The sequence below is a fragment of the Pseudomonas sp. MWU347 genome, from assembly GCF_017947305.1.
GTDB lineage: Bacteria > Pseudomonadota > Gammaproteobacteria > Pseudomonadales > Pseudomonadaceae > Aquipseudomonas > Aquipseudomonas putida_A.
Map to the genome: position 1 here is coordinate 752,094 of NZ_JAFGZB010000001.1, position 25,143 is coordinate 777,236.

Sequence of the window (25,143 nt, forward strand, 5' to 3'; positions counted from 1 at the left end):
AGTAATGCAACAGTGTAACGTACTGCCTCGGGTCTCGACGGCCGGCGGGCTGAATTAAACAAAATGGAACAATTGCTCAGCCCAGCTCGACCCGGTTGCGTCCGCCATTTTTCGCCCGGTAAAGCGCCTGATCGGCTCTTTTGAGCACCAGATCGCTGTGTTCTCCCGTTTTGAACGACGCCAGGCCCATGGAAATGGTGATGGTCACCCGTTCGCCCTTGAAGTGAAACGGGCAGGCTTCGATCGCCGCGCGCAGGGTCTCCAGTAGTTTGGCACCCACCGCAGGCGTGGTCGCCGGCAGCAGCAGAACGAATTCCTCACCGCCAAAACGGGCAATGAAATCCGCAGCGCGCAGGCGTTTGCGCAGCACTGTGGCGATGATCTTCAGCACCTTGTCGCCGGCCAGATGGCCGTAGTTGTCGTTGATGCGCTTGAAATGATCGAGGTCGAGCATCGCCAGGCTCAAGGTGTTGCCGTGTTGCTGCCACTGCTTGATCTCGTGTTCCAGGCGCTCGCTCCAGGCGGCACGGTTGGGCAGGCCGGTCAGCGGATCGATCAGGGCTTTCTGCCGCTGTTCTTCCAGGTGTTCGCGAAAGCCCAGGGCTTCCTGCTCCATGTGCGCCACACGCTCGGCCAGACCCTTGAGGCGTGCCGCCACTTCCTGCTCGCGGGCATCGCGTTGTTTCTGGTGCTGATCCATGGTGCCGAGCAGGCCTTCCAGATGGTTCTCCAGCACTTGCTTGAGGTCATCCAGATCGGCCGCTTCCTGCATGCTGGTCTGCAAACCATCGACCTGCTCGCGGATCTGCGTGTCCATCGCCCGCGCCGCCGAGCTGTTGTCGGCGTGGCCTTCGCTGGCGGCCTGCAGGTTGCTCTGGAACGCTTCGAGGCGCTCGTTGAGTTGCTGCAGATAGGCTTCGAATTCGTGCTGGCCGCTGTCGGTGATCGCCAGCATCAAGGTCGCCAGATCGTCGAGAATCGGCAGCAGTTCGTACCAGTTCAGGCCATTTTTCAACCGGTCGCGCATCGCCTCAGCCTGCGGGCGATGGCGCTCGGGCAGGGTCAGGTCGTCGAGCAGCCCGATCAGCGTGTCTTCGATGTGTTTGGCCACTGAACTGTAAGACGGCTCCGGGGAATCGGGCAGGGCGTACAGAATGTCCTGCTCGGGTTGCTCCGGATCAATGGCGGCCAAAGCCTGGGCAATCGGTTCGGGCAGGGGCAGACTATCGAGGAGCAACGGTGCCGGGATGTCGCCCGGGTGGATCAACTCGTCGGGGTTGAACGCGGCAGCAGGTGCTGGCGCCGTGATCGGGGTGGTCGGCCGTTCGGCTTCAGGTTCGGCCGCTGGCAGTGCAGGTGCAGCAACGGGTTCGCTGATCGGCTCGGCAGCAATGACCGGAGGCACGAACGCGAACACAGGTGATTCGGCCGCGGGCTGCACTGCTGGCGTTTGCTTAAGCTCGGCCTCTGGTGGTTGCGCGATGGCCGCTACGGTGACGGGTGCTGCCGGAATCGGCTCGACCGCTGCGGTTGGCGCGGGTACCGGCTCAGGCGCAGGTTCAGCGTTGGCCGGCGTCGGCGTCGGCGTCTGAGGCTGATCCGAAGACTCTGGCACCCCTTCACTGTCACGGCTGCCAAACAGGCGCTGCAAAAAGCCCGGGCGGTCGGGCTCGGGCGGTGTTTCCAGCTGGCTCAACGCCTTGCCCTGCAAGCCACTGAGTTCGCTCAGCAGCAGCGGCATTTCCCGCGCCTGGCCGACCCGGCTGTCGAGTTGCTTGGCGAATTTCTTCAGCGGCTGGGCGACTTCCCGGGGCAGCGGCAGCGCTTGTAGCTGGGTGACCAGCGCGGTAAGCGCGGTGCTGACCTGATCGATTCGGGTTTCGCGACGTTGCTCGGAATCGAGCACGGCTTTTTCCAGGCGCGGCAGCAGGGCGGCGAGGCCGGCGTCCATGTCGTCGGTGCGCACCACGTCGCGCATCTCTTTCATGCACTGATCAACGACCTTGTCGGTGCCTTCAGCGGCCAGCGTGCTGCGCACCAGACCGCGGCGCAGCAAGTCGAGCCGGGCGGCCCAGCGACGTTCGAGCTTGTCCTGTTGTTCGATGCTTTTGAGGTACTTCTCTTTCCAGCGCTGGGCGTCGTCGCTCATTCAGGGGTTCCGCGAGGGGCAGGACTCAACGCGGGCAATGCATCGGCCGTGAGCGAACCCGGCAGACGAATCTCTACCGCGACCGGCAGGTGATCGGAAATGGGTTGGGCCAGCACTTCGACCTTTTCCAGGGTCAGGGTCGGGCTGAGCAAAATATGATCAAGGCATCGCTGTGGCCGCCAACTGGGAAAGGTGGCTTGCATCTGCGGGGCCAGCAGGCCGAGATCGCGTAACGGTGACTGTTGTAGCAGATCACTGGCATGGGTGTTCATGTCGCCCATCAATATCTGGTGCTTGTAGCCACTGATCAGGTCACGAATATAGGCCAGTTGCAGGCTGCGCACCCGTGCGCCGAGCGCCAGATGCATCATCACCACCACCAGCGCCTCCGGACCTTCACCGAAGCGCAGCAGGATCGCGCCGCGACCTTTCGGGCCGGGCAGCGGATGATCTTCGATCGCCCACGGTTTCAGGCGACTGAGCACGCCGTTGCTGTGCTGGGCCAGTCGGCCGAGGTTGCGATTGAGTTGTTGATACCAGTAGGGGAAGGCGCCGAGGTGGGCCAGGTGTTCGACTTGATTGACGTAGCCTGAGCGCAGACTGCCGCCATCGGCTTCCTGCAGGGCGACCAGATCGAAGTCGCCAAGCAGGTCACCGATCTTCTGCAGATTGCCTGAGCGCCCGGTGTGCGGTAGCAGGTGCTGCCAGCTGCGGGTCAGATAATGCCGATAGCGCTCGGTGCTGATGCCGACCTGGATATTGAAACTGAGCAAGCGCAGACGATGGTCTGCGGGCAGGCCCGTGGACTCCAGGTGATGCTCGTTGACCTGCGGATCATGCAGGCCAACGCTGCGTTCGGTGCCCCAGCGGCGCATGGCGGTTACCGCGCTTAGTTGGCGGCTGCCTTGTTGGCCGCTCGCTCTTTGGCGACCAGTTGATCAGCCAGTTTCAGGGCTTGCTCGGCACCACCGGCAGAGCCGATGTCGAAGCGGTACTTGCCGTTGACGATCATGGTTGGCACGCCAGTGATTTCATACTTCTTGGCCAGCTCACGCGCTTTGACGATCTGACCTTTGATCGCGAACGAGTCAAAGGTGGCGAGGAACTTGTCCTTGTCCACGCCTTGTGTGGCGAGGAAGTCAGCCATGTCGTTCTTGTCGGTCAGCTTCTTGTGTTGTTTCTGGATTGCTTCGAAAACCGCAGCGTGAACCTTGTGCTCGACGCCCATTGCTTCCAGGGTCAGGAACATTTGGCCGTGAGCGTCCCACGGGCCGCCGAACATGGCAGGAATGCGTACGAAGTTGACGTCGGACGGCAGTTTTTCAACCCAGGGATTGATCACCGGCTCAAACGCGTAGCAGTGCGGGCAGCCATACCAGAACAGCTCGACCACTTCGATCTTGCCAGGCTCTGCCACCGGTACCGGGTTGGCCAGCTCGACATAAGGGGCGGCCGGTGCTTCGGCGGCCTGGGCGGTCACGCCGAACAGGCTGGCAGCGACGAGAGCGGCGCTGATGATCAGATTACGCATGCTTTACTCCTGGACAATTTTGGTCGCCTCGCGCGACCTGTTTTCAGACAGATCCTGGCGGGCATGAGTTCTGTAGTGTAACGGCAGCGGCCACAAAAAAGGGCGGCCAAAGCCACCCTTTTTATACTTGCTGCGACGGATTAATCGAGCGTTAACGTTGCAGGAGATGTCCATCAGCGTTAACGCTCGATTCAGGGCGGTTAGTGCAGGCCCTGGATGTAGCTGGAGACTGCGGCAATGTCTTCGTCGCTCAAGCGCTTGGCGATGGTCTGCATCGTCATGGTGTCGCCGTCGTTGTTGCGGCCGCCTTCTTCCTTACGGAAATCGGTCAGTTGCTTGGCGATGTATTGAGCGTGTTGACCACCCAGATGCGGGAAGCCAGCGGCGGCGTTGCCGGCGCCATTCGGCGAGTGGCAACCGGTGCAGGCTGGCAGCCCCTTGGCCAGATTACCGCCGCGGAACAAAGCTTCACCGCGAGCGACGATCTTCGGATCGGCTGCGCCGACGCTGCCTTTCTGGCTGGCGAAGTAGGCTGCGATGTCAGCCAGATCCTGGTCGCTCAGGTTGGTCAGCAGGCCGGTCATTTCCAGAACGGTGCGCTTGCCCGACTTGATGTCGTGCAGTTGCTTGGTCAGGTAGCGTTCACCCTGACCGGCCAGTTTCGGGAAGTTTGGCGCCATGCTGTTCCCGTCAGGGCCATGGCAGGCTCCGCAGACGGCAGCTTTCGCCTGGCCGGCGGCGGCATCACCGGCAGCATGGGCGAAGCCTGAAATTCCCACGGTCAACAGCAGACTCACGATCAATTTGTTCATCAGCTAATCCAACTACGGCTAAGGGTTAAGAGTTATGGACCGGGTTTACTCTCGCTCATCCAAAGGATGATGGCCTGGTAATCCTCGGCACTGCAGTCCATGCACAAACCACGCGGCGGCATCGCCTTGAAACCCTGGGTCACGTGTTGCACCAGCGTCTCCATACCTTTCGCCAACCTCGGCGTCCAAGCTGCCTGATCGCCTCTTTCGGGCGCCATGGGTAGTTGGCCGGAATGACAGGCACCACAAACACGGTTGTACACGGCTTCCGGTTCCTGTGTAGCCTGTGCGCCGCAAAGCGGTATCAGGACTCCGGCAGCCAGCAGCCATTTCGTCATAAAACGACCTTTTCAGGGTTGAGAGCGTTCTGCGTTCTGATGCGCAATCAAGGTCTTTGGCTCTCGTGAACTTCATCCTTCGCTGGGACAAAGCACACACAAAATCTGCGGCATTATATACTGGCGTCACTGAAACGGAAGCGACACCGCGTTCCGCGCCCAATCCCGGCGCCGCCCACATCGGAAATCCCATGCAACTCAAGAATCCCATCCTCGGCCTGTGCCAACAGTCCACGTTCATGCTCAGTGCCGCCAAAGTCGATCAATGCCCTGACGACGAAGGCTTCGAAGTGGCGTTCGCCGGTCGTTCCAACGCCGGTAAATCCAGCGCACTGAACACCCTGACTCACGCCAGTCTGGCGCGCACCTCGAAAACCCCGGGTCGCACACAGCTGTTGAACTTCTTCAAGCTAGACGATGAACGGCGTCTGGTCGACCTGCCGGGCTACGGTTATGCAAAAGTACCGATCCCGCTCAAGCAACACTGGCAGCGTCACCTTGAGGCGTACCTCGGTGGCCGGGAGAGTTTGAAGGGTTTGATTCTGATGATGGACATCCGTCATCCAATGACCGACTTCGACCTGCTGATGCTCGACTGGGCCGTTGCGGCCGGCATGCCGATGCATATTCTGCTGACCAAGGCCGACAAGCTGACGTACGGCGCCGCCAAGAACACGCTGCTGAAGGTGCAGGCGGAAATCCGCAAGGGCTGGGGCGATCTGGTGACAATCCAGCTGTTCTCGGCGCCAAAACGCATGGGCCTGGAAGAGGCCTACACTGTGTTGGCAGGCTGGATGGAACTGGCTGACAAGGGCGCCGAAGCGGCGACCGAGGCAGAATAAGGGAATATCAAAACTGTCTGTGGTGCTGCCAGGCAAGGCAAAAGTGCAACAAAAAAGCGGAGTTTAGGGGACCTAAATGAGCATTTTTTGTTGCGCTTTTAACGCAGCATGGCTGCGTCACAGGCAGTTTTGAGGCAAAAAAAGCCCCGGACTTCATATGGGGAGGGAGAAGTTCCGGGGTTCAAGTTCCGAACCGCTAGGGCGGGGTTCAGATATCTGCCAACACTTAACACAACATAGGAGCATCGAAGGGCTTCACCAGCCATTCAGTATCTCTGAGTAGTGAGTTGTCAGATTAGTTCAGATTTTTTTCAAAAAGCTTTGGAATAACCGCAAGCGCGATTCGAAATAAGCGCTTTTCGGCCGTTTGCCGCGACAGTGTGTCGCGGCAAACGCCCGACCTAGACGCCTCAGTGCGCCTCATCCCAGTTGTTGCCGACGCCGACTTCCACCAGCAACGGCACGTCCAGTTTCGCCGCTTCGCTCATGTGCAGGCGGATTTCCTGACTCACCTGATCGACCAGATCCTCGCGAACCTCCAGTACCAGTTCGTCGTGCACCTGCAGGATGACTTTGGCGTCCAGCCCCGAAGACGCCAGCCAGTTATCCACCGCCACCATCGCTTTCTTGATGATGTCGGCGGCGGTGCCTTGCATCGGCGCGTTGATCGCCGTGCGTTCGGCGGCAGCGCGTTCCTGCGGCTTGTTGGAGTTGATTTCCGGCAGATATAGGCGACGACCGAAGAAGGTCTCGACGTAACCCTGATCCGCTGCCTGCTTGCGGGTGCGCTCCATGTATTCGCGCACACCCGGGTAGCGGGCGAAGTAGGTGTCGATGTAAGCCTTGGCGGTCTTGGTGTCGACGCCGATGTCCTTGCCGAGCTTCTGCGCGCCCATGCCGTAGATCAGGCCGAAGTTGATCGCCTTGGCGCCACGGCGCTGGTCGGACGTCACTTCGCTCAGCTCGACCTTGAATACTTCAGCGGCGGTTGCGGTGTGCACGTCCAGATTGTTGCGGAAGGCATTCATCAGGCCTTCGTCCTTGGACAAGTGGGCCATGATCCGCAGTTCGATCTGCGAATAGTCCGCTGCCAGCAGTTTGTAGCCTTTGGGCGCGACGAACGCCTGACGGATACGCCGGCCTTCAGCGGTACGCACCGGAATGTTCTGCAGGTTCGGATCGCTGGAGGACAAGCGCCCGGTCGATGCCACGGCCTGGTGGTACGAGGTGTGGATACGCCCGGTGCGCGGGTTGATCTGCTCCGGCAGGCGATCGGTGTAGGTGCTTTTCAGTTTGCTCATGGAACGGTGTTCCATCAGCACTTTTGGCAAGCGGTGATCGTCCTCGGCCAGTTTCGCCAGCACTTCCTCGGCGGTCGATGGCTGGCCCTTGGCGGTTTTCTTCAGCACCGGCAGGCCGAGCTTTTCGTAAAGAATCACACCCAGTTGCTTCGGTGAGCCGAGGTTGAACTCTTCGCCGGCGATCTCGAACGCTTCGCGCTCCAGCGCGACCATCTTGTTGCCCAACTCGATGCTCTGGATGCCGAGCAACTCGGCGTCGACGAACGCGCCCTGACGCTCGATGCGCGCCAGCACTGGCACCAGCGGAATCTCGATGTCGGTCAGCACGTTGGCCAGACTCGGGATGGCGCTGAGTTTTTCAAACAGGGTCTGGTGCAGGCGCAGGGTGATGTCGGCGTCTTCGGCGGCGTACGGGCCGGCCTGTTCCAGAGCGATCTGGTCGAAGGTCAGCTGCTTGGCGCCCTTGCCGGCGATGTCCTGAAAGCTCACGGTGGTGTGATCCAGGTACTTCTGCGCGAGGCTGTCCATGTCGTGGCGGGTGGCGGTGGAGTTGAGCACGTAGGACTCAAGCATGGTATCGAAGGCGATCCCGCGCACGTTGATGCCCTGGCTCTGATCGCCGCCGATGGCGCAGTTGGCCAGAATATTCATGTCGAACTTGGCGTGCTGACCGACCTTGAGCTTGTTCGGGTCTTCCAGAATCGGCTTGAGTGCGCGCAGCACGGTGTCGCGATCCAGCTGCTCGGGCACGCCGATGTAGGAGTGGGTCAGCGGAATGTACGCCGCTTCGTTGGCCTGCACCGCGAACGACAGGCCGACCAGTTGCGCCTGTTGCGCGTCGATGCCGGTGGTTTCGGTGTCGAAGGCGAACAGTTTGGCGTTATTCAGTTTCTCCAGCCAGACGTCGAAACGCGCCTGATCGAGGATGGTTTCATACGCTGCTTCGGTCGGAGCGGCAGGGGCTTCTTCTGCGCGGGGGCTGAACAGATCGCCAGCCGGCGCAGGTTCCGCGGCAGCGCTCAGTTCCTGGCGCTTGGCGTCGCGATCCAGATCATTGATCCAGCTTTTGAATTCCAGCAGGGTGTACAGCTCGTAGAGCTTGGCCGGGTCTTCCGCGCCCATCTGCAGGTCATCGAGGCCGATGTCCAGCGGCACGTCGACTTTGATGGTCGCCAGTTGGTAGGAGAGGAAGGCCATCTCCTTGTGTTCTTCAAGCTTGGCCGGCAGGGTCTTGGCCCCACGAATCGGCAGGGTCGGGACGATGTCGAGATTCGCGTACAACTCGGTCAGGCCGCCGTTGACGCCGACCAGCAGGCCGGAGGCGGTCTTTGGACCGATGCCGGGAACCCCCGGAATGTTGTCGGAAGAATCGCCCATCAGCGCCAGATAATCGATGATCTGCTCGGGTGCGACGCCGAATTTCTCCTTCACGCCCTCCACATCCATCGAGCTACCGGACATGGTGTTGACCAAGGTAATGTGGCCATCGACCAGTTGCGCCATGTCCTTGTCGCCGGTGGAGATGATCACCGGACGATCCGCCGCCGCGCTGCTGCGTGCCAGGGTGCCGATCACGTCGTCAGCCTCGACGCCTTCCACGCACAGCAGCGGGAAGCCGAGGGCGATCACGCTCTGGTGCAGCGGCTCGATCTGCACGCGCATGTCGTCGGGCATGCTCGGGCGGTTGGCCTTGTATTCGGCGTACATCTCATCGCGAAACGTCCCGCCCTTGGCATCGAAGACCACGGCGAACGGGCTGTCCGGGTACTGCTTGCGCAGACTCTTGAGCATGTTCAGCACACCTTTGACCGCGCCGGTCGGCAGGCCTTTGGAGGTGGTCAGCGGTGGCAGGGCGTGGAAAGCGCGGTACAGGTAAGACGAACCGTCCACCAGGACGAGGGGGGCTTGGCTCATGAGCAGAATCAACCTTTTCGGCGGGCCCGGCGCTAGAATAGCGGGACCGTTGACGACAAAGGGACAAGGTTATCATGCGTACGTTAAATCGCTTGCTGCTGGTCGGTTTGATTGCGGCCTCACCATTGGCCGCGATGGCGGCGGATGATGCGCCGTCAAAGGAGCCGGAAGTTACCATTAACACGCACACCGAAGGCGACAAGGTCATTCAGGAATACAGCCGCAGTGGCTTCGTGTATGCGATCAAGGTCACGCCGAAGGGCGGCAAACCGTATTTTCTGGTGCGCGCCGATGGTTCGGACGTGAACTACATCCGTTCCGACCAGCCGGATATGCTGATTCCGTCGTGGGAAATCTTTACCTGGAAGTAAGATTCCCGACTTTTAATCGGCGCCGCTTGATCGCGGCGCCCGAACTGAGCAGTTTTTAACCATGTCTGTGTTCACCCCCCTGGCTCGGCCCGAGCTGGAAACCTTTCTCGCCCCTTACGGGCTCGGCCGTCTGCTTGATTTCCAGGGGATCGCCGCCGGCAGCGAAAACACCAATTTCTTTATCAGCCTGGAGCAGGGCGAATTCGTCCTGACCCTGGTCGAGCGCGGCCCGGTGCAGGAAATGCCGTTCTTCATCGACCTGCTCGACGTGCTGCACGAGGCTGATCTGCCGGTGCCCTACGCGCTGCGTACCACTGACGGCGTGGCCCTGCGTGAACTGAAGGGTAAACCGGCATTGCTCCAGCCGCGCCTGTCCGGCAAGCACATCAAAGTTGCCAACGCCCAGCATTGCGCGCAGGTCGGCGAGTTGCAGGCGCATCTGCACCTGGCGACCCAGGGCGAGCGCATGATCAAGCGCAAGACCGATCGTGGCCTGGACTGGATGCTGGAGGAGGGCACGGAGTTTCTTTCGCATCTGGCGGACGAGCCGCGTGCGCTGCTGCACAAGGCGCTGGAGGAAATCACGGCGCAGAAAGACAGAATCCTCGCGCTGCCACGGGCGAACATTCACGCAGACCTGTTCCGCGATAACGCGATGTTCGAAGGCACGCACCTGACCGGGTTGATTGACTTCTACAACGCCTGCTCGGGACCGATGCTCTATGACGTGGCGATTGCTTTGAACGACTGGTGTTCGGATGAGGATGGCTTGATTGACGGGCCGCGTGCCCGCGCATTCCTCGGTGCCTATGCGGCGCTGCGTCCGTTCACGGCCGCTGAAGCGGAGCTGTGGCCGACCCTGCTGCGCGTGGCATGTGTGCGGTTCTGGCTGTCGCGGTTGATCGCCGCCGAGCAGTTTGCCGGGCAGGACGTGCTGATTCACGATCCGCGGGAGTTCGAGCAGCGCTTGGCGCAGCGGCAGCAGGTCAACACCCCTCTACCGTTCGCGCTTTAAATTGTGGCGAGCGAGCTTGCTCGCGCTGGGTTGCGAAGCGGCCCCAAAATTCTGGCAGTCAGCCATATTTTGTGAGTGCTGCGCACTCAAGCGGGAGCAAGCTCCCTCGCCACGGGTCTTGTGGGGTTACAACGATTCCAGGCACCCGGCCAAATCGTTGCCCAGCTTCTCCAGCACCTGCTCATACCCCTGAGCTGTCGCCGGTGTATAGCCGCCCAACGCATCCAGCTCCGCCAGTTTCACCGGCAGGCCCGCCACCAGGGTTTCCGCCAGACGTGGACGCAGCGGCGGTTCGCTGAACACACAGGTCTTGCCGACTTCCTGCAGGCGTTTGCGCATTGCCGCCACATGCTGCGCGCCGGGCTGCACTTCCGCTGCCACACTGAATACCCCGGTGTGCTTCAGGCCGTAAGCGTCTTCGAAGTAATCGAACGCTTCGTGGAACACGAAGTACGGTTTGCCCTCGACATCAGCCATGCGCTTCTTCAAGCGTGCATCCAGTGCGTCGAGGCGCTCATCGAAAGCCTTGGCGTTGCTCTGATAGCGTTCGGCGTTGGCCGGATCGGCTGCGCTGAGGTCGGCAGCCATTTTCTCGGCAATGACCCGAGCATTGACCGGCGATAGCCACAAATGCGCGTCCAGGGTGCCCGGGCGGTGATCGTGATCATGCTCGTCGGCATCTTCGGCGTGGGAGTGGCTGTCTTCGGCAAAGCGGCGCAACTTCATGCCCGGCAGGTCCTGCACGGCGACGCTCGGCAGCGTACGACCGTTCAGCACGCGCGGCAGGAAGCCTTCCATGTCCGGGCCGATCCAGTACAGCAGATCCACCGATTGCACCTTGCGCACGTCGGACGGGCGCAGCGCGTAGTTGTGCGGCGACGCGCCCGGCGGCAGCAGCACTTCCGGAATGGCGATCCCGTCCTGCACCGCCGCGGCAATCAACTGCAGCGGTTTGATGCTGGTGAGAACCCTGACCTCGGCCTGAGCCGAACCGATCAGCAGAAAACTGGCGATAAACGCCACAAAAACAGAAAAAAGTCGGGACACGATGACCACTCAAGGAGGCGAGAACGGGTAACATAATAACGTCTCTATCAAAACGCGTCGCCGCCCATGCCTATTACACCGATTGCCAGCCGTCCCCACGACCACTCTCATTGCGTGCACAGCGCACTGACCGAGGCCGATACCTTGTGCGCCCAGAAAGGCCTGCGCCTGACTGCGTTGCGCCGGCGGGTGCTGGAGCTGGTGTGGCAGAGCCACAAGCCGCTGGGCGCCTACGACATTCTGGCGGTGCTCAGCGAGCAGGACGGCCGCCGCGCCGCGCCGCCGACCGTGTACCGTGCGCTGGATTTCCTTCTGGAAAACGGCCTGGTGCACCGCATCTCCTCGCTCAACGCTTTCGTCGGTTGTGTGCATCCCGAGCATGCGCATCAGGGCCAGTTTCTGATCTGCCGCGAGTGCCACGCCGCGATCGAGCTGGAACAGAAAGCCATCAGCGACGCGATCATCCACAGCGCCAGGGATGTCGGGTTCATCGTCGAAGCACAGACCGTCGAAGTGGTCGGCCTGTGCTCCGGTTGCCAGGGGGCCTGATGAGCAACCCGTTGATCCGTCTTGAGCAGGTTGCCGTCACTTTTGCCGGGCAGACCGTGCTGGACAACATCGAGCTGAGCGTCGAACCGGGGCAGATCGTCACCCTGATCGGCCCCAACGGCGCCGGCAAGACCACACTGGTGCGCGCCGTGCTTGGCCTGCTGAAGCCTGACAGCGGCAGTGTCTGGCGCAAGCCGAAACTGCGCGTTGGCTACATGCCGCAAAAGCTGCACGTCGATCCGACCTTGCCGCTGTCGGTACTGCGCTTCCTGCGCCTGGTGCCCGGCGTAGACCGTCCTCGTGCATTGGCGGCGCTCAAGGAAGTCGGCGCCGAACATGTCATCGACAGCCCGGTGCAAAGTGTTTCCGGCGGTGAAATGCAGCGCGTGCTGCTGGCCCGAGCGCTGCTGCGCGAGCCGGAGCTGTTGGTGCTGGATGAGCCGGTGCAGGGCGTCGATGTCGCCGGGCAGGCCGAGCTGTACAGCCTGATCACCCGCCTGCGTGACCGTCACGGTTGCGGCGTGCTGATGGTGTCCCACGATTTGCATCTGGTGATGAGCACCACTGATCAGGTGGTTTGTCTGAATCGCCACGTCTGCTGCTCCGGGCACCCCGAGCAGGTCAGCGGCGATCCGGCGTTTGTCGAGCTGTTCGGCAAGAATGCGCCGAGCCTGGCGATCTATCACCACCATCACGACCACGCCCACGACCTGCACGGTTCGGTGGTCAAGGCGCCCGGTGCGGGCCACACCCACGTTCACGGAGACCACTGCAAGCATGGCTGATTTTCTGTTGTATGCCCTGCTTGCAGGTCTGGCGCTGGCGCTGGTCGCCGGGCCATTGGGTTCGTTCGTGGTCTGGCGGCGCATGGCCTACTTCGGCGACACCCTGTCCCACGCTGCGCTGCTCGGCGTGGCCCTGGGCTTTCTGCTGGATGTCAGTCCGACGGTGGCGGTGACCGTCGGCTGCCTGCTGCTGGCGGTGCTGCTGGTGACCTTGCAACAGCGTCAGCCGCTGGCCTCCGACACGCTGTTGGGAATTCTCGCACCGAGCACGCTCTCTCTCGGGCTGGTGGTACTAAGCTTCATGCATGAAGTGCGGATCGACCTGATGGCCTATCTGTTCGGCGACCTGCTGGCGATCAGCCCGACTGACCTGGCGTGGATCCTCGGCGGCAGCGCGGCGGTACTGGTGTTGCTGGTGACGCTGTGGCGGCCGCTGCTGGCGATCACCGTGCATGAGGAATTGGCCAAGGTCGAAGGCCTGCCGGTGGCGGGCCTGCGCATGGCGCTGATGCTGTTGATTGCGGTGGTGATCGCGGTGGCGATGAAAATCGTCGGTGTGTTGCTGATTACTTCGCTGCTGATCATTCCGGCGGCTGCGGCACAACGTCACGCCCGCTCGCCGGAGCAGATGGCCGTGGGCGCGAGCCTGCTGGGCATGCTCGCCGTGTGTGGCGGGCTGGCGTTGTCATGGTTCAAGGACACCCCGGCGGGGCCGTCGATCGTTGTGACGGCGGCCGCACTGTTTCTGCTGAGTTTTGTTCTGCCCCGTCGAGGGGTGTAGACTTGCTCGCTTTTTGCGCAATTAGAGAGTCGCAGGAATGAAGCCGTTCGCCTCCCGTTATCTGCTCCTTGTCGCATTTTCCGTGCTGCTGGGCGCCTGCCAAAGCACGCCGCCGGTGGCCGAAGCCCCCGACGCGCGGGCCACGGCCATCGCACAGCTGGAGCAAAGCCTGGCCAGCAGCGAACTGGCCACCGCCGAAGACCAACTGGCCGCCTTGCAGGCACAAACCCCCAACGATCAGTCCCTGGAGCAATACCAGCGCCAGTTGGCTGAGGCCTACCTGCGCCGCAGCCAGATCGTATTGCAAAAGGGTGATGTGAACGCCGCAGCCACTGCGCTGAGCCGTGCCCGTGCCCTGATGCCGAAAGCCCCGGCGCTGACCGGTGGCGTCAATGGTGCCATCACCGAAGCGCGCAAAGCCGAGCTGGAGAAAGCCGAAGCGGCGCTGCTGGCGGCTGAAGCCAAGCCGAAAGCCAAGGTCATCGATCCGACTGCCGAAAGCACCACGGTGGCGCTGAACATTAACGATAGCCGCAAGCTTCGCCGGCAACTCGACGCGATCGCCGCCGATGTGGTGAATTATGAGTGTGCCGTGAGCATTCAGGCGCCGCGCACCCAGGATTACCCTTGGCTGGCGACTCTGCTGAGCAAGCGGGTGAAGAAACTGAATCCGGATTTCGAGTTGCGCATCGAGAAGCAGATTCTGCGCACGGTGCCGGCGCAGATGGTCTTGAGCCCGCGTAAACCTTAAAAGCTTCGCGAGCAAGCCCGCTCCCACAGGTACAGCGTGAACCCTGTGGGAGCGGGCTTGCTCGCGAAAGCGTCCTCTCTGCCAGCCAAGAACTTAAGCTGGAATGGCCTTGGCCTTAGGCTCCCGCGCCCAGACCCGATGCTGCCCGATCGCCGCGAAGAACGGCTTGGTCAACCCCGGCACATCCTTGCCCTGCAGCAGTCCTGCATCCGCTTCCAGCTTCAGTAGATCCTGCAACTGCTTGGCCTCGCCGTGCAGCGCAATCGCCTTGAGGTGCTTGTAGGCTTCCAGCAGGTAATGCAGCGCCACGCCGTCGCCACTCAACGCCTTGATCGACGCCGCACCACCCGGCACGAACACCGCATCGAAGATCACTGAAGGCATACCTTCCATGGATGCGTCCACCGGCAGGGCTTTGCCGTCGGCAGTCTTCACCGGTGCCGAAGTCGGGCCGAGCAGCTTGGCGTGCGCACCTTCTGCTTCCAAGGCCTTTTTCATCGCATCAATCGCTGCACCATCGACGCCGTTAGCGGCAAGAATCGCCACTTTGCGGGTTTTGATGTCCTCTGGCAGCAGATTCGCCTGACTCAGCGCTGGCGAATGATCGAACGAGGTTTTACGCACCTCGACCGTGCCTTTGCTTGGCGCTGGCAATCCGAGGTTGGCCGCCACACGTTTGGCCAATTCCAGGTCGATGTTGGCGAGAATCTCGTTCACCTGCCGTGCACGGATGAACTCGCGTTCGACCTTGCCCAGCTCGAAGCTGTAGGCGGCAATGATGTGTTCCTTCTCGTGCTCACTCATGCTGTTGAAGAACAGCCGCGCCTGGGAGAAATGATCGCTGAACGACTCGCTACGCTGGCGGATTTTGTTCGCATCGATGCGTTCCGGGTAGCTCTCGAAGCCGCCGTCTTTAGCCGCCGGCGGGGTTTCCTTCGGCCAGCCGCCATCAATCGAGTTCGGCTCGTAGGACGCGCGCCCCTTGTCGATTACTGTGCGGTGCTGCGCGTCGCGCTGGCCGTTGTGGAATGGCGCGACCGGGCGGTTGATCGGCAGCTCATGAAAGTTCGGCCCACCGAGTCGGCTGATTTGCGTGTCGGTGTAGGAAAACAGCCGGCCTTGCAGCAGAGGATCGTTGGAAAAGTCGATCCCCGGCACGATGTGGCCCGGGCAGAATGCGACCTGCTCGGTCTCGGCGAAGAAGTTGTCCGGATTGCGGTTGAGGGTCATCTTGCCCAGCGGGGTGATCGGCACGATTTCTTCGGGGATCAGCTTGGTCGGGTCGAGGATGTCGAAATCGAAGTCGTGTTCGTTTTCCTCCTCGATGATCTGTACGCCCAGCTCCCATTCCGGGTAGTCGCCCATCTCGATGGCTTCCCAGAGATCGCGACGGTGGTAGTCGGTGTCTTTACCGGCGAGCTTCTGCGCCTCGTCCCACACCAGCGAACAGGTGCCGGCGGTAGGGCGCCAGTGGAATTTGACGAAGCGCGATTTGCCCTCGGCGTTGACCAGGCGGAAGGTGTGTACGCCAAAGCCCTGCATGCTGCGCAGGCTTTTCGGGATTGCCCGGTCGGACATCGCCCAGATCACCATGTGCGCCGATTCCGGCACCAGCGAGACGAAGTCCCAGAAGGTGTCGTGGGCCGAGCCGCCAGTGGGGATTTCGTTGTGCGGCTCGGGTTTCACCGCATGGACGAAGTCGGGAAATTTGATCGCGTCCTGAATGAAGAACACTGGCATGTTGTTGCCGACCAGATCGAAGTTGCCTTCGTCGGTGAAGAACTTCACCGCGAAACCGCGCACGTCGCGCACGGTGTCACCGGAACCGCGCGGCCCCTGCACGGTGGAAAAACGCACGAACACCGGAGTCTTTTTCCCCGGATCCTGCAGGAAGCCGGCCTTGGTCAGTGTCGAATGGTTCTCGTAGGCCTGAAAGAAACCATGCGCGCCAGTGCCGCGCGCGTGAACAATGCGCTCCGGAATGCGTTCGTGGTCAAAGTGCGTGATTTTCTCACGCATGATGAAGTCTTCCAGCAACGACGGTCCGCGCGGGCCGGCCTTGAGTGTGTTCTGGTTATCGGCGACCTTTACCCCTTGGTTGGTGCGCAGGGCCTGGCCGGTAGCGTCGGAGCGAAATTTCTCCAGGCTGTCGAGTTTGGCGTTGGTGTTGGCGCGATCCTTGGTATCGGTTCCGGCCAGCTGGCTTTTGTCGGTCGTAGGTTTCTTGCTGCTCATCAGACGTAAACTCCTCGGTTGACCCCGTTTCAACGGGGACTCTTGAGCGTTTCCGGGCACGGTTACCCAGGGTTTCAAGTCGCTTAACTAGTGACCAATGAGCGGGAACGGGCGTTCCTTTTTTATGACCTTTGATCTTGTTATTGCCAAATCGAAGGTTAATTGCGAAATAAATGCTAAGAACCTCTATACGGACAGGCTAAAATGCGCGCCCGGCTAACCGCTGATCCTTTTCTAACGCGCCCCACAAGGTTCGCTACGTGATCGAGTTTCAAAACGTCCACAAAACTTACCGCGTCGCCGGTAAGGACATCCCCGCCCTGCACCCGACCAGTCTTTCGATTGAAAACGGTCAGGTCTTCGGCCTGATTGGCCATTCCGGTGCGGGCAAAAGTACCCTGCTGCGTCTGATCAATCGCCTGGAAGATTCCAGCGGCGGCAAGATCATCGTCGACGGCGAAGAAGTCACCGCGCTGGACGCCAACGGCCTGCGCCGTTTCCGCCAGCAGGTCGGGATGATCTTCCAGCACTTCAACCTGCTCGCCTCCAAGACCGTGGCCGACAACGTTGCGCTGCCGCTGACCCTGGCCGGCGAACTGTCGAGCAGTGAAATCAATCAACGCGTCGCCGAGTTGCTGGCGCGGGTCGGTCTGTCTGATCACGCCAAAAAGTACCCGGCACAATTGTCCGGCGGCCAGAAACAGCGCGTCGGCATCGCCCGCGCCCTGGCGACCAAGCCGAAAATTCTGCTGTGCGACGAGGCCACCAGCGCCCTCGACCCGCAGACCACTGCTTCGGTTCTGCAACTGCTGGCCGAGATCAATCGTGAACTGAAGCTGACCATCGTCCTGATCACCCACGAGATGGACGTGATCCGTCGCGTCTGCGATCAGGTGGCGGTGATGGACGCCGGGGTGATCGTCGAGCAAGGTTCGGTGGCCGATGTGTTCCTGCATCCGCAGCACCCGACCACCAAGCGTTTCGTCCAGGAAAGCGAGCAGATTGACGAAAACGAGCAGCGTGATGACTTCGCTCACGTGCCGGGTCGCATCGTCCGTCTGACCTTCCAAGGCGAAGCGACTTACGCGCCGTTGCTCGGTACCGTTGCCCGGGAAACCGGGGTCGACTACAGCATCCTCGCCGGTCGCATCGACCGCATCAAAGACATTCCTTACGGGCAATTGACCCTCGCCGTCACCGGTGGCGACATGGAAGCGGCTTTCGCTCGTTTCACCGCCGCTGACGTTCACATGGAGGTGCTGCGTTAATGGAAATGTACGACGCTGCAATCAAGAACTACGACGCCGCAGTAGAAGCCATCAAGCTGTTCTTCCAGAACATCGACTGGCTGGAAATCGGCTTGGCCACCAACGACACCATGCTGATGCTCGGTGGTTCGCTGTTGTTCACCGTTCTGCTCGGCTTGCCGCTGGGCGTGCTGCTGTTTCTCTGCAGCCCGCGCCAACTGCTGGAAAACCGGGTGGTCTACGCGATCATGTCGTTGGCGGTAAACATCCTGCGTTCGTTGCCGTTCATCATTCTGCTGATCGTGATGATTCCGTTCACCGTGCTGATCACCGGCACTTCGCTGGGCGTGGCCGGTGCGATTCCGCCGTTGGTGGTGGGTGCGACGCCGTTCTTCGCGCGTCTGGTGGAAACCGCGCTGCGTGAAGTCGATCGCGGCATCATCGAAGCCACCCAGTCGATGGGCGCGACCACCCGGCAGATCATCATGAACGCCTTGCTGCCGGAGGCCCGTCCGGGCATCTTCGCAGCGATTACGGTGACCGCGATTACTCTGGTGTCCTACACGGCAATGGCCGGTGTGGTCGGTGCCGGTGGTCTGGGTGACCTGGCGATCCGTTTCGGTTACCAGCGTTTCCAGACTGACGTGATGATCGTCACCGTGGTGTTGCTGCTGATACTGGTACAAGTGCTGCAAATGGTCGGCGACCGTCTGGTCGTGCATTTCTCGCGCAAATAACCGGTTTTTGTAATCAAGAGATGAGCCGGCCATTCGCTGGCAGGCGCCAGACGGGCGCTTCATAAGGAGTTAGCTGAATGAAAAAACTGATCGCTGCTTTCGCTGCCGTAGCCGCTTTTTCGGCCCACGCCGAAACCCTGACTGTCGCCGCCACCCCGGTGCCGCACGCGGAAATCCTCGAATTCGTGAAGCCGGCCCTGGCCAAAGAAGGCGTGGAGCTGAAGGTCAAGGTCTTCACCGACTACATTCAGCCGAACGTGCAGGTGGCTGAAAAGCGCCTGGACGCCAACTTCTTCCAGCACCAGCCATACCTCGATGAGTTCAACAAGGCCAAGGGCACCAGCCTGGTGGCGGTGACCGGCGTGCATCTGGAGCCGCTGGGCGCCTACTCGAACAAGATCAAGGATCTGAAGGATCTGCCAAGCGGCGCCAACGTGGTGATCCCGAACGACGCCACCAACGGCGGCCGTGCACTGTTGCTGCTGGCCAAGGCCGGCCTGATCACCCTGAAGGATCCGACCAACATTCTGTCGACCCCGAAAGACATCGCGCAGAACCCGAAAGACCTGAAAATCCGTGAGCTGGAAGCCGCGACCATCCCGCGCGTGCTGACCCAGGTCGATCTGGCGCTGATCAACACCAACTACGCGCTGGAAGCCAAACTCGACCCGTCCAAGGATGCGCTGGTGATCGAAGGCAACGACTCGCCGTACGTCAACATCCTGGTGTCCCGTGCGGACAACAAGGACAGCGCCGCGATGCAGAAACTGGCGGCTGCGCTGCACAGCCCGGAAGTGAAGCAATTCATTACCGAGAAGTACAAAGGCTCGGTATTGCCGGCGTTCTGATTTAGATTGCTGCAAAAAAAAGGGGGCGCCATGAGCGCCCCCTTTTTTTTGCCTGAAACACCGTCCTTGTGGGAGCGGGCTTGCTCGCGAATGCGGTGTGTCAGCCAACATTTCTTTATCTGACCCACTGCATTCGCGAGCAAGCCCGCTCCCACAATGGTTCAGTGGTGTTGCTACTTGCGGTTGAGCATTACTGGCAGCTGCGCAACCAGTTTGGCGTTGTTCAACGGCGCACGAATAAACCCGCGCTGCGTCCCATCCGGCCCGATCACCGCCAGATTGCCGCTATGGTCGACGGTGTAATTCGGTTTGCTGGTATCGGCCGGAATGAACGGAATACTCACCGCATTCGCGACCTTCTGCAGTTCTTCGATCGACTTCGGAGTCAGGCCCACGAACTGTGGATCGAAGTAGCCCAGGTACTGCTTCAACTGCTGCGGGTTATCGCGGTTCGGGTCGACGCTGACCAGCACGATCTGCAACTTATCCACAGCATCCTTGGGCAACTCGCTCTTGATCTGGCGCAGTTGGGCGAGGGTGGTCGGGCAGATGTCCGGGCAGAAGGTGTAGCCGAAGAACAGCAGGCTCCACTTGCCTTTCAACTCGTCGATGGCGACCGGTTGGCCGTCCTGATTGGTCATGGTCACGCCCGGCAGGGTGCGGCTCTGCGGCAGCAGGATGATGCCCGCGTCGATCAGCGCGGTGGGGTCGCCCTGGCCCTTGCCACTCAGGACTTTGTTGACGGTCAGTCCCAGGATCAGCGCGATCACGGCGACGAGGATGAAGACGGTTTTCTGGGTTCGAGTCATAGGTTCAACAGTAAGTAGTGGTCTACGAGCAGGGCGATGAACAACAGGAACAAGTAATAAATAGAGTACTTGAAGGTGTTGATCGCCGCGTGCGGCCGAGTGCCACGGTACAGCACCACGGCCCATTGCAGAAACCTTGCGCCCAGCGCGAGGGCGCAGATGAGGTAGAGCACGCCGCTCATGTGGATCACATACGGCAGCAGACTCACCGCGAGCAGGGCGAAGGTGTACAGCAGAATATGCACTTTGGTGTAGTGCTCGCCGTGGGTTACCGGCAGCATCGGGATGTCGGCCTTGGCGTATTCCTCCTTGCGATGGATCGCCAGCGCCCAGAAGTGCGGCGGGGTCCAGGCGAAGATGATCAGCACCAGCAGCAACGGTTCGGCGCTGACATGGCCGGTGGCGGCGGTCCAGCCGAGCAGCGGAGGGGCGGCGCCGGCAAGACCGCCGATGACGATGTTCTGTGGCGTCGCGCGTTTGAGGAAGCCGGTGTAGATCACCGCGTAGCCGAGTAACGAAGCGAGGGTCAGCCATGCGGTCAGCGCATTGGTGAATGTCAGCAGCATCGCCTGCCCGAGCAGCGCCAGCACCAGCGCAAAGGTCAGCGCCGCTGCCGGCGAAACCCGGCCCTCGGCCAATGGCCGTTTGTGGGTGCGCGCCATCACCGCGTCGATACGCCGATCCACCACATGATTGACCGCCGCCGCGCCGCCGGCACACAACGCAATCCCCAGATTGCCGAACACCAGCACCGTCCACGGCACCCCGGCGCGGGTCGCGAGGAACATGCCGACCAGCGAGGTGATCAGCATCAGCACCACCACTTTCGGCTTGGTCAGCTCCAGATAGTCACGCCACAGTGCTTGCGCGGGGCGTTCGCCGATCAGAAGCGCCATGGCGTTTCTCCTTTTATCGTGATGGGCGCCGCCGAATGTTTACGCGGGCTCAGACGCCAGCGCGCCAACATCGGCTGTTTGACCCGGACCAGACTGGTGCGCGCGTGATAATTGACCAGCACCATGCTCAGCAGTAGCGCGGCGCCACCGGCGTTGTGGGCCACGGCCACCGGCAGCGGCAGATGGAACAGCACGTTGCTGATGCCGAGGGTGATCTGTGCGCCGAGGGCAATGACGACTAGCCCGGCCAAACGCGTCATGCCGACAGCCCTGAGTTGCCAGGCCAGACCGAGCAGGACGATCGTCACCAGCAGCGCACCGATGCGGTGGGTCAGGTGAATCGCTGTGCGTGCATCGCTGTCGAGTTGGCCGCCGAGATAATTGGGGCCGATGTGCTGGGTCAGGTGAAAGCCGTTGGCAAAGTCCGCCGGTGGCAGCCATTGACCGTGACAGGTCGGGAAGTCGATGCAGGCCACCGCCGCGTAGTTGGAACTGACCCAACCACCCAGTGCGATCTGGCCGATCACCAGCAACAGCCCCGCCGTCGCCCAATACTGCAAACGCTTGGGCACGGTCAGTGCCGGCAGCACGCCGGACAATCTTAAGGTCAGCAAAAACAACAGACTCAACGTCGCAAAACCGCCGAGCAAATGCCCGGTGACCACCTGCGGCCAGAGCTTGAGCGTCACCGTCCACATGCCGAACGCCGCTTGGGCGAACACCACCGCCAGCAGAAACAGCGGCAGTTTCAGCGGCTGGCCCGGATGACCACGATTGACCCAGGCACGCCCGGCGAGAATCGCAATCAGCAGGCCGAGAGTGCCGGCGAAGTAGCGGTGGATCATCTCGTTCCAGCCCTTGTGCGCCACCACCGGCGAGTCGGGGTAATGCAGTTCGGCATGGGCCAGTTGGGCTTCGCTTTTCGGCACGCTGATAAACCCGTAGCAGCCAGGCCAGTCCGGACAGCCGAGGCCGGCATGGGTCAGGCGGGTGTAGGCGCCGAGCAGCACGACGATCAGTGCCAGCAGGGTGGCAAACAGCGCGAGGCGAAATCCAGGTTTGGCCATGACGATGCCCTTATCCGATGTTCGACAGTTTCAGCAGGTGGCGCAGGTCGTTGAGCAGATCCTTGCCCTTCACACTCGGGTCGTAGCGCAGCACCAGGTTGCCGTGGGGGTCGATGATCCACAGGTGCGGCGTGGCCTTGTCGCCGGTGGCCTTGCTCAACGCTGCGCTGTCCAGCGGGTAGCGTTGCAGCTGCGGGTATTCGCGGCTCAGCTTGGCTTCGTAGTCGGCGCTCAGCGGTTGGGCAGCGGCGAGGGCGTGGCTGGCGCGCCCGGCATCGCGGCCGAGGCCGATCTGGATCTGCCGGGCGAGGTACACCAGTTGCTGACAGTCCACCGCGCAATCCTTCGGCGCGGTCACCAGCATCTGCCAGCGCTGTTCATCGGCCTGCACGCCGAGGTCGGCGCGGGTCTGGCCGTTGCCGAGCAGTTCGCCGTGATAGCTGCGACCTTCCGGCACCCAGAACTGCAATTTGTACATGCCGGTGGCGAGGATCATCGGGCCGACCACGCCGAGCACAATCAGCAACAGCTGGATCCGCCCGCGGCGGCGGGTAGCCGGGGTTTTTGCCTCAGACATGCTGGGTGGATTCATGGCCGTTCCCATGGGTTTTCTCCTTTGCGTTGTGCAAGCCCAAATAGATGTAGAGACCGAGCAGGGCGGTGGCCATGGCGAACCACTGCACGGCGTAACCGAGGTGTTTTTCCGGACCCATGGCCACGACCGGCCAGTCGGCCTCGTAGCTGGCAGGGCCGGGTTCGGCACGAAGTTCGTAGGCGAAGCCGTCGCGTTCGAGGGTTTTCCACAACCTGGTCGGCTCGACGGCGGTGATCGTTTGCGGCCAGGTGCTGCTGGCCGGGTCGGCGTGCAACTGAAAGGTCGCGCCGGGGGCTACGTAGACCCAGGCATCCAGATTGACCGCGTCGGTGGGGGTAGCGAATTGCGGCGTCACCCGGCGATCCGGCCATGGCAGCCAGCCGCGATTGACCAGCAGCCACTGGCCGGTGGCCCGATCCTGAAACGGTTGCAGCAGCTCGATACCGACCTTGCCGTTGCGCTGGCGGTTGTCGAGCAGCAGGCTGTGGGCGCCATCGAACTGGCCGTACAGATGCACACGGCGAAAGGCCGGGTCGGCGCTGTGCAGCAATTCGCTGCTGGCCATCGGCTCGGCGGCGCGGCGCTCGGCGTAAGTGGCGAGCAGGGCGGTTTTCTCCGCCCCCCGGCCCAGTTGCCAGAAACCCAGCGATACCAGCAGCGGCAACAGCAACGCCACCACCACGGTCGGTATCACGCCCGGCCGGAAGCGCTTCATGGCCGCGCCACAAAGTCAGTCGTCGCGATCGCTATACTCAACTGCATCGCCTGTCCCCCGGAGTCTTCCCATGCTCAAAGCAGCCATCGTCCTGCTGCTGATTGCCACGGTGATCAGCCTGTTCAGCGGCCTGTTTTTCCTGGTCAAGGACGACAGCAGTTCCAATCGCCTGGTGATCGCCTTGAGTGTTCGGGTGGCACTGGCCGCTGCCACCGTCGGCTTGATCGCCTGGGGCTTCTACAGCGGCCAACTGGTGTCGCACGCGCCTTGGTAATGCAGATCCTCAGAGTACGTAAACGAAGATAAAGAGGCCGATCCACACCACATCGACGAAGTGCCAGTACCAGCTCGCCGCTTCGAAACCGAACTGATGCTCGGCATCGAAATGCCCCTTCATGATGCGCATCAGCATCACGAACAGAATGATCGTGCCGATGGTCACGTGGGCACCGTGGAAACCGGTGAGCATGAAGAACGTCGCACCATAGATGCCCGAACCCAGGGTCAGGCCCAGTTCGTGATAGGCGTGCATGTACTCCTCGGCCTGCAACGCGAGGAAGCCGCAGCCCAGCAGCACGGTGATCGCCAGCCAGATTTTCAGCGCACCGCGATGGCCTTTTTTCAAGGCGTGGTGGGCGATGGTGATGGTCACGCTGGAGCTGACCAGCAGGATCGTGTTGATCAGCGGCAGGCCCCACGGGCTGATGACTTCCTTGGGTGGCGGGAACAGTTTCGGATCCGGCGTGTGCAGCAGCGGCCAGGTGAACTGGAAGTTCGGCCAGAGCATGTGCGCGATGCCTTTCGGGCCTTCGCCGCCCAGCGCCGGCCCGGAAATGTGCCGCACGTAAAACAGCGCACCGAAGAAGGCGGCGAAGAACATCACCTCGGAGAAGATGAACCAGCTCATGCCCCAGCGGAACGAGCGATCGAGCTGCGGGCTGTACAGCCCGGCACGACTTTCCTTGATCACTGCCCCGAACCAGCCGAACAGCATGTACGCCAGCAACAGCCCGCCGACGAAAAAGATGTACGGGCCGTGGGATTCCGGGCGCGCTGCCTTCAGATCGTTGAACCAGGTCGCCAGGCCGTACACGGTGATGACCATGCCGAAGGTGGCGATGATCGGCCATTTACTCTGGGCCGGAACGTAATAGTGCTCATGAGTTGCCATTTATTGTTCTCCTTATCGGGCACGCTTAACCGCCAGTGTTTGCAGCCACCGGAGGATGTCGGGCGGTGATATCGAACAGCGTGTAGGACAGCGTCAGGTGCTTCACGTCCTTGGGCATGTCGCGGTCAACGATGAAACGCACCGGCATCTCGATCTGCTGACCCGGCTGCAGCACCTGCTGGGTAAAGCAAAAGCATTCGGTCTTGTGGAAATACGCCGCCGCTTCGCTGGGTGCGATACTCGGCACGGCCTGGGCGCTCATCGGTTTGTCGGTGGGGTTGCGGGCGACGAAGATCATCTCGTTTACGCCGCCAGGATGGGTCACCAGTTCCTCACCCTTGGGGTAGAACTCCCACGGCATGTCGGCGTTGTTCATCGACAGAAACTGCACGCGCACTTGCCGCGAGTTATCCACCACCTGCTCACCCTCGTACTGCCCTGCGGTTTTGCCATTGATGCCGAAGGCCTTGCACATCACGTCGTAGATCGGCACCAGAGCAAAGCCGAAGACAAACATCGCCACCACCACGCCGAGCAGGCGGGTGACCAGTTTTTTCAGCGAGATCGAGTCAGCCATTATTGTCAGCCTCCACTGAGATCCCCTGTGGGAGCGGGCTTGCTCGCGAATGCAATTCAT

Annotated in this window: 26 protein-coding genes; 11 read left to right on the forward strand and 15 right to left on the reverse strand. The window is 61.4% G+C overall.

Going from position 1 to position 25,143, the window contains the following annotated elements; all coding sequences use genetic code 11:
• Positions 1-76: 76 nt before the first annotated feature.
• The 5 genes from KCG87_RS03350 to KCG87_RS03370 all read right to left on the reverse strand — a co-directional run bounded on the left by KCG87_RS03350 (position 77) and on the right by KCG87_RS03370 (position 4,830).
• Positions 77-2,149, reverse strand: a complete 2,073-nt coding sequence (locus KCG87_RS03350) for a GGDEF domain-containing protein (RefSeq protein ID WP_210556182.1) — start codon at positions 2,147-2,149, stop codon at positions 77-79.
• On the reverse strand, positions 2,146-3,024 hold the full coding sequence (locus tag KCG87_RS03355; protein ID WP_027610242.1) for an endonuclease/exonuclease/phosphatase family protein: 879 nt from the start codon (positions 3,022-3,024) through the stop codon (positions 2,146-2,148). Before KCG87_RS03355 ends, KCG87_RS03350 begins: the two co-directional genes overlap by 4 nt.
• 14 nt (positions 3,025-3,038) lie before the next feature.
• Positions 3,039-3,680 (reverse strand): thiol:disulfide interchange protein DsbA/DsbL, encoded by a 642-nt coding sequence (locus KCG87_RS03360; RefSeq protein ID WP_027610241.1) that lies wholly within the window; start codon positions 3,678-3,680, stop codon positions 3,039-3,041.
• Between the two features lie 200 nt (positions 3,681-3,880).
• Positions 3,881-4,492, reverse strand: a complete 612-nt coding sequence (locus KCG87_RS03365; protein ID WP_016986443.1) for a c-type cytochrome — start codon at positions 4,490-4,492, stop codon at positions 3,881-3,883.
• Positions 4,493-4,524: 32 nt separating this feature from the next.
• Complete coding sequence (locus KCG87_RS03370; protein ID WP_041073683.1) at positions 4,525-4,830, reverse strand: c-type cytochrome; 306 nt, start codon at positions 4,828-4,830, stop codon at positions 4,525-4,527.
• Positions 4,831-5,021: 191 nt separating this feature from the next.
• Between KCG87_RS03370 and yihA the strand changes: the two genes are divergently transcribed.
• Positions 5,022-5,672, forward strand: coding sequence for a ribosome biogenesis GTP-binding protein YihA/YsxC (yihA, locus tag KCG87_RS03375; protein ID WP_007962753.1), 651 nt, complete (start codon positions 5,022-5,024; stop codon positions 5,670-5,672).
• A 410-nt stretch (positions 5,673-6,082) separates the two neighbouring features.
• Here yihA and polA read toward each other — a convergent pair whose 3' ends face one another.
• The gene (gene polA, locus KCG87_RS03380; RefSeq protein ID WP_210556181.1) at positions 6,083-8,887 is read right to left on the reverse strand and encodes a DNA polymerase I; all 2,805 of its coding nucleotides are present in this window, start codon (positions 8,885-8,887) and stop codon (positions 6,083-6,085) included.
• A 74-nt stretch (positions 8,888-8,961) separates the two neighbouring features.
• Between polA and KCG87_RS03385 the strand changes: the two genes are divergently transcribed.
• A complete protein-coding gene (locus tag KCG87_RS03385) occupies positions 8,962-9,258 on the forward strand; it encodes a DUF2782 domain-containing protein (RefSeq protein WP_007962757.1) in 297 nt (98 codons plus the stop codon).
• Positions 9,259-9,319: 61 nt separating this feature from the next.
• A complete protein-coding gene (locus tag KCG87_RS03390) occupies positions 9,320-10,273 on the forward strand; it encodes a homoserine kinase (RefSeq protein ID WP_210556180.1) in 954 nt (317 codons plus the stop codon).
• A 126-nt stretch (positions 10,274-10,399) separates the two neighbouring features.
• Here KCG87_RS03390 and KCG87_RS03395 read toward each other — a convergent pair whose 3' ends face one another.
• Positions 10,400-11,320: a zinc ABC transporter substrate-binding protein gene (locus KCG87_RS03395; RefSeq protein WP_134785090.1), complete on the reverse strand. Its 921-nt coding sequence runs from the start codon at positions 11,318-11,320 to the stop codon at positions 10,400-10,402.
• Between the two features lie 66 nt (positions 11,321-11,386).
• Between KCG87_RS03395 and KCG87_RS03400 the strand changes: the two genes are divergently transcribed.
• The 4 genes from KCG87_RS03400 to KCG87_RS03415 are packed head-to-tail and all read left to right on the forward strand — an operon-like array spanning position 11,387 to position 14,186.
• Positions 11,387-11,869 carry a Fur family transcriptional regulator gene (locus KCG87_RS03400; RefSeq protein ID WP_097090199.1) on the forward strand — a complete coding sequence of 161 codons (483 nt, stop codon included), beginning with the start codon at positions 11,387-11,389 and terminating at the stop codon, positions 11,867-11,869.
• Positions 11,869-12,654, forward strand: coding sequence for a zinc ABC transporter ATP-binding protein ZnuC (gene znuC, locus KCG87_RS03405; protein ID WP_027610233.1), 786 nt, complete (start codon positions 11,869-11,871; stop codon positions 12,652-12,654). Before KCG87_RS03400 ends, znuC begins: the two co-directional genes overlap by 1 nt.
• The gene (gene znuB / locus KCG87_RS03410; RefSeq protein ID WP_008081222.1) at positions 12,647-13,435 is read left to right on the forward strand and encodes a zinc ABC transporter permease subunit ZnuB; all 789 of its coding nucleotides are present in this window, start codon (positions 12,647-12,649) and stop codon (positions 13,433-13,435) included. The genes znuC and znuB overlap by 8 nt, the downstream gene beginning before the upstream one ends.
• A gap of 37 nt (positions 13,436-13,472) precedes the next feature.
• Complete coding sequence (locus KCG87_RS03415; RefSeq protein WP_098966478.1) at positions 13,473-14,186, forward strand: PA5502 family lipoprotein; 714 nt, start codon at positions 13,473-13,475, stop codon at positions 14,184-14,186.
• Positions 14,187-14,279: 93 nt separating this feature from the next.
• Here the strand turns inward: KCG87_RS03415 and katE are convergent, their stop codons facing one another.
• Positions 14,280-16,421, reverse strand: a complete 2,142-nt coding sequence (gene katE, locus KCG87_RS03420) for a catalase HPII (protein ID WP_134785091.1) — start codon at positions 16,419-16,421, stop codon at positions 14,280-14,282.
• Between the two features lie 260 nt (positions 16,422-16,681).
• Between katE and KCG87_RS03425 the strand changes: the two genes are divergently transcribed.
• The 3 genes from KCG87_RS03425 (at position 16,682) to KCG87_RS03435 (ending at position 19,253) form a co-directional block, all read left to right on the forward strand.
• A complete protein-coding gene (locus tag KCG87_RS03425) occupies positions 16,682-17,689 on the forward strand; it encodes a methionine ABC transporter ATP-binding protein (protein ID WP_098966482.1) in 1,008 nt (335 codons plus the stop codon).
• A 5-nt stretch (positions 17,690-17,694) separates the two neighbouring features.
• Positions 17,695-18,405: a methionine ABC transporter permease gene (locus KCG87_RS03430; protein ID WP_193774905.1), complete on the forward strand. Its 711-nt coding sequence runs from the start codon at positions 17,695-17,697 to the stop codon at positions 18,403-18,405.
• Between the two features lie 77 nt (positions 18,406-18,482).
• The gene (locus KCG87_RS03435; RefSeq protein WP_210556179.1) at positions 18,483-19,253 is read left to right on the forward strand and encodes a MetQ/NlpA family ABC transporter substrate-binding protein; all 771 of its coding nucleotides are present in this window, start codon (positions 18,483-18,485) and stop codon (positions 19,251-19,253) included.
• 173 nt (positions 19,254-19,426) lie between these two features.
• Here the strand turns inward: KCG87_RS03435 and KCG87_RS03440 are convergent, their stop codons facing one another.
• Genes KCG87_RS03440 through KCG87_RS03460 form a run of 5 tightly spaced genes read right to left on the reverse strand, consistent with a single transcriptional unit; the run spans position 19,427 to position 23,335 of the window.
• Entirely contained in the window at positions 19,427-20,062 is a 636-nt protein-coding gene (locus tag KCG87_RS03440) for an SCO family protein (RefSeq protein ID WP_007962772.1), read from the reverse strand.
• On the reverse strand, positions 20,059-20,958 hold the full coding sequence (gene cyoE / locus KCG87_RS03445; RefSeq protein WP_003220336.1) for a heme o synthase: 900 nt from the start codon (positions 20,956-20,958) through the stop codon (positions 20,059-20,061). Before cyoE ends, KCG87_RS03440 begins: the two co-directional genes overlap by 4 nt.
• Positions 20,946-22,025, reverse strand: coding sequence for a COX15/CtaA family protein (locus KCG87_RS03450; RefSeq protein WP_135294667.1), 1,080 nt, complete (start codon positions 22,023-22,025; stop codon positions 20,946-20,948). The genes cyoE and KCG87_RS03450 overlap by 13 nt, the downstream gene beginning before the upstream one ends.
• Before the next feature lie 10 nt (positions 22,026-22,035).
• On the reverse strand, positions 22,036-22,629 hold the full coding sequence (locus KCG87_RS03455) for a hypothetical protein (RefSeq protein ID WP_210556178.1): 594 nt from the start codon (positions 22,627-22,629) through the stop codon (positions 22,036-22,038).
• Entirely contained in the window at positions 22,595-23,335 is a 741-nt protein-coding gene (locus KCG87_RS03460) for an SURF1 family protein (RefSeq protein ID WP_210556177.1), read from the reverse strand. Before KCG87_RS03460 ends, KCG87_RS03455 begins: the two co-directional genes overlap by 35 nt.
• A 70-nt stretch (positions 23,336-23,405) precedes the next feature.
• Here KCG87_RS03460 and KCG87_RS03465 point away from each other — a divergent pair, with 70 nt between their 5' ends.
• Positions 23,406-23,609: a twin transmembrane helix small protein gene (locus KCG87_RS03465; RefSeq protein ID WP_003220344.1), complete on the forward strand. Its 204-nt coding sequence runs from the start codon at positions 23,406-23,408 to the stop codon at positions 23,607-23,609.
• Positions 23,610-23,618: 9 nt separating this feature from the next.
• Here KCG87_RS03465 and KCG87_RS03470 read toward each other — a convergent pair whose 3' ends face one another.
• Positions 23,619-24,506, reverse strand: a complete 888-nt coding sequence (locus KCG87_RS03470; RefSeq protein ID WP_210556176.1) for a cytochrome c oxidase subunit 3 — start codon at positions 24,504-24,506, stop codon at positions 23,619-23,621.
• Between the two features lie 25 nt (positions 24,507-24,531).
• Positions 24,532-25,083 (reverse strand): cytochrome c oxidase assembly protein, encoded by a 552-nt coding sequence (locus KCG87_RS03475; protein WP_210556170.1) that lies wholly within the window; start codon positions 25,081-25,083, stop codon positions 24,532-24,534.
• Positions 25,084-25,143: the final 60 nt, after the last annotated feature.

Coding starts and splice junctions, on each gene's coding strand:
- KCG87_RS03350 (WP_210556182.1), bottom strand. CDS start 2,149: ATGAGCGACGACGCCCAGCGCTGGAAAGAGAAGTACCTCAAAAGCATC.
- KCG87_RS03355 (WP_027610242.1), bottom strand. CDS start 3,024: ATGCGCCGCTGGGGCACCGAACGCAGCGTTGGCCTGCATGATCCGCAG.
- KCG87_RS03360 (WP_027610241.1), bottom strand. CDS start 3,680: ATGCGTAATCTGATCATCAGCGCCGCTCTCGTCGCTGCCAGCCTGTTC.
- KCG87_RS03365 (WP_016986443.1), bottom strand. CDS start 4,492: ATGAACAAATTGATCGTGAGTCTGCTGTTGACCGTGGGAATTTCAGGC.
- KCG87_RS03370 (WP_041073683.1), bottom strand. CDS start 4,830: ATGACGAAATGGCTGCTGGCTGCCGGAGTCCTGATACCGCTTTGCGGC.
- yihA (WP_007962753.1), top strand. CDS start 5,022: ATGCAACTCAAGAATCCCATCCTCGGCCTGTGCCAACAGTCCACGTTC.
- polA (WP_210556181.1), bottom strand. CDS start 8,887: ATGAGCCAAGCCCCCCTCGTCCTGGTGGACGGTTCGTCTTACCTGTAC.
- KCG87_RS03385 (WP_007962757.1), top strand. CDS start 8,962: ATGCGTACGTTAAATCGCTTGCTGCTGGTCGGTTTGATTGCGGCCTCA.
- KCG87_RS03390 (WP_210556180.1), top strand. CDS start 9,320: ATGTCTGTGTTCACCCCCCTGGCTCGGCCCGAGCTGGAAACCTTTCTC.
- KCG87_RS03400 (WP_097090199.1), top strand. CDS start 11,387: ATGCCTATTACACCGATTGCCAGCCGTCCCCACGACCACTCTCATTGC.
- znuC (WP_027610233.1), top strand. CDS start 11,869: ATGAGCAACCCGTTGATCCGTCTTGAGCAGGTTGCCGTCACTTTTGCC.
- znuB (WP_008081222.1), top strand. CDS start 12,647: ATGGCTGATTTTCTGTTGTATGCCCTGCTTGCAGGTCTGGCGCTGGCG.
- KCG87_RS03415 (WP_098966478.1), top strand. CDS start 13,473: ATGAAGCCGTTCGCCTCCCGTTATCTGCTCCTTGTCGCATTTTCCGTG.
- katE (WP_134785091.1), bottom strand. CDS start 16,421: ATGAGCAGCAAGAAACCTACGACCGACAAAAGCCAGCTGGCCGGAACC.
- KCG87_RS03430 (WP_193774905.1), top strand. CDS start 17,695: ATGTACGACGCTGCAATCAAGAACTACGACGCCGCAGTAGAAGCCATC.
- KCG87_RS03435 (WP_210556179.1), top strand. CDS start 18,483: ATGAAAAAACTGATCGCTGCTTTCGCTGCCGTAGCCGCTTTTTCGGCC.
- KCG87_RS03440 (WP_007962772.1), bottom strand. CDS start 20,062: ATGACTCGAACCCAGAAAACCGTCTTCATCCTCGTCGCCGTGATCGCG.
- cyoE (WP_003220336.1), bottom strand. CDS start 20,958: ATGGCGCTTCTGATCGGCGAACGCCCCGCGCAAGCACTGTGGCGTGAC.
- KCG87_RS03450 (WP_135294667.1), bottom strand. CDS start 22,025: ATGGCCAAACCTGGATTTCGCCTCGCGCTGTTTGCCACCCTGCTGGCA.
- KCG87_RS03455 (WP_210556178.1), bottom strand. CDS start 22,629: ATGGGAACGGCCATGAATCCACCCAGCATGTCTGAGGCAAAAACCCCG.
- KCG87_RS03460 (WP_210556177.1), bottom strand. CDS start 23,335: ATGAAGCGCTTCCGGCCGGGCGTGATACCGACCGTGGTGGTGGCGTTG.
- KCG87_RS03465 (WP_003220344.1), top strand. CDS start 23,406: ATGCTCAAAGCAGCCATCGTCCTGCTGCTGATTGCCACGGTGATCAGC.
- KCG87_RS03470 (WP_210556176.1), bottom strand. CDS start 24,506: ATGGCAACTCATGAGCACTATTACGTTCCGGCCCAGAGTAAATGGCCG.
- KCG87_RS03475 (WP_210556170.1), bottom strand. CDS start 25,083: ATGGCTGACTCGATCTCGCTGAAAAAACTGGTCACCCGCCTGCTCGGC.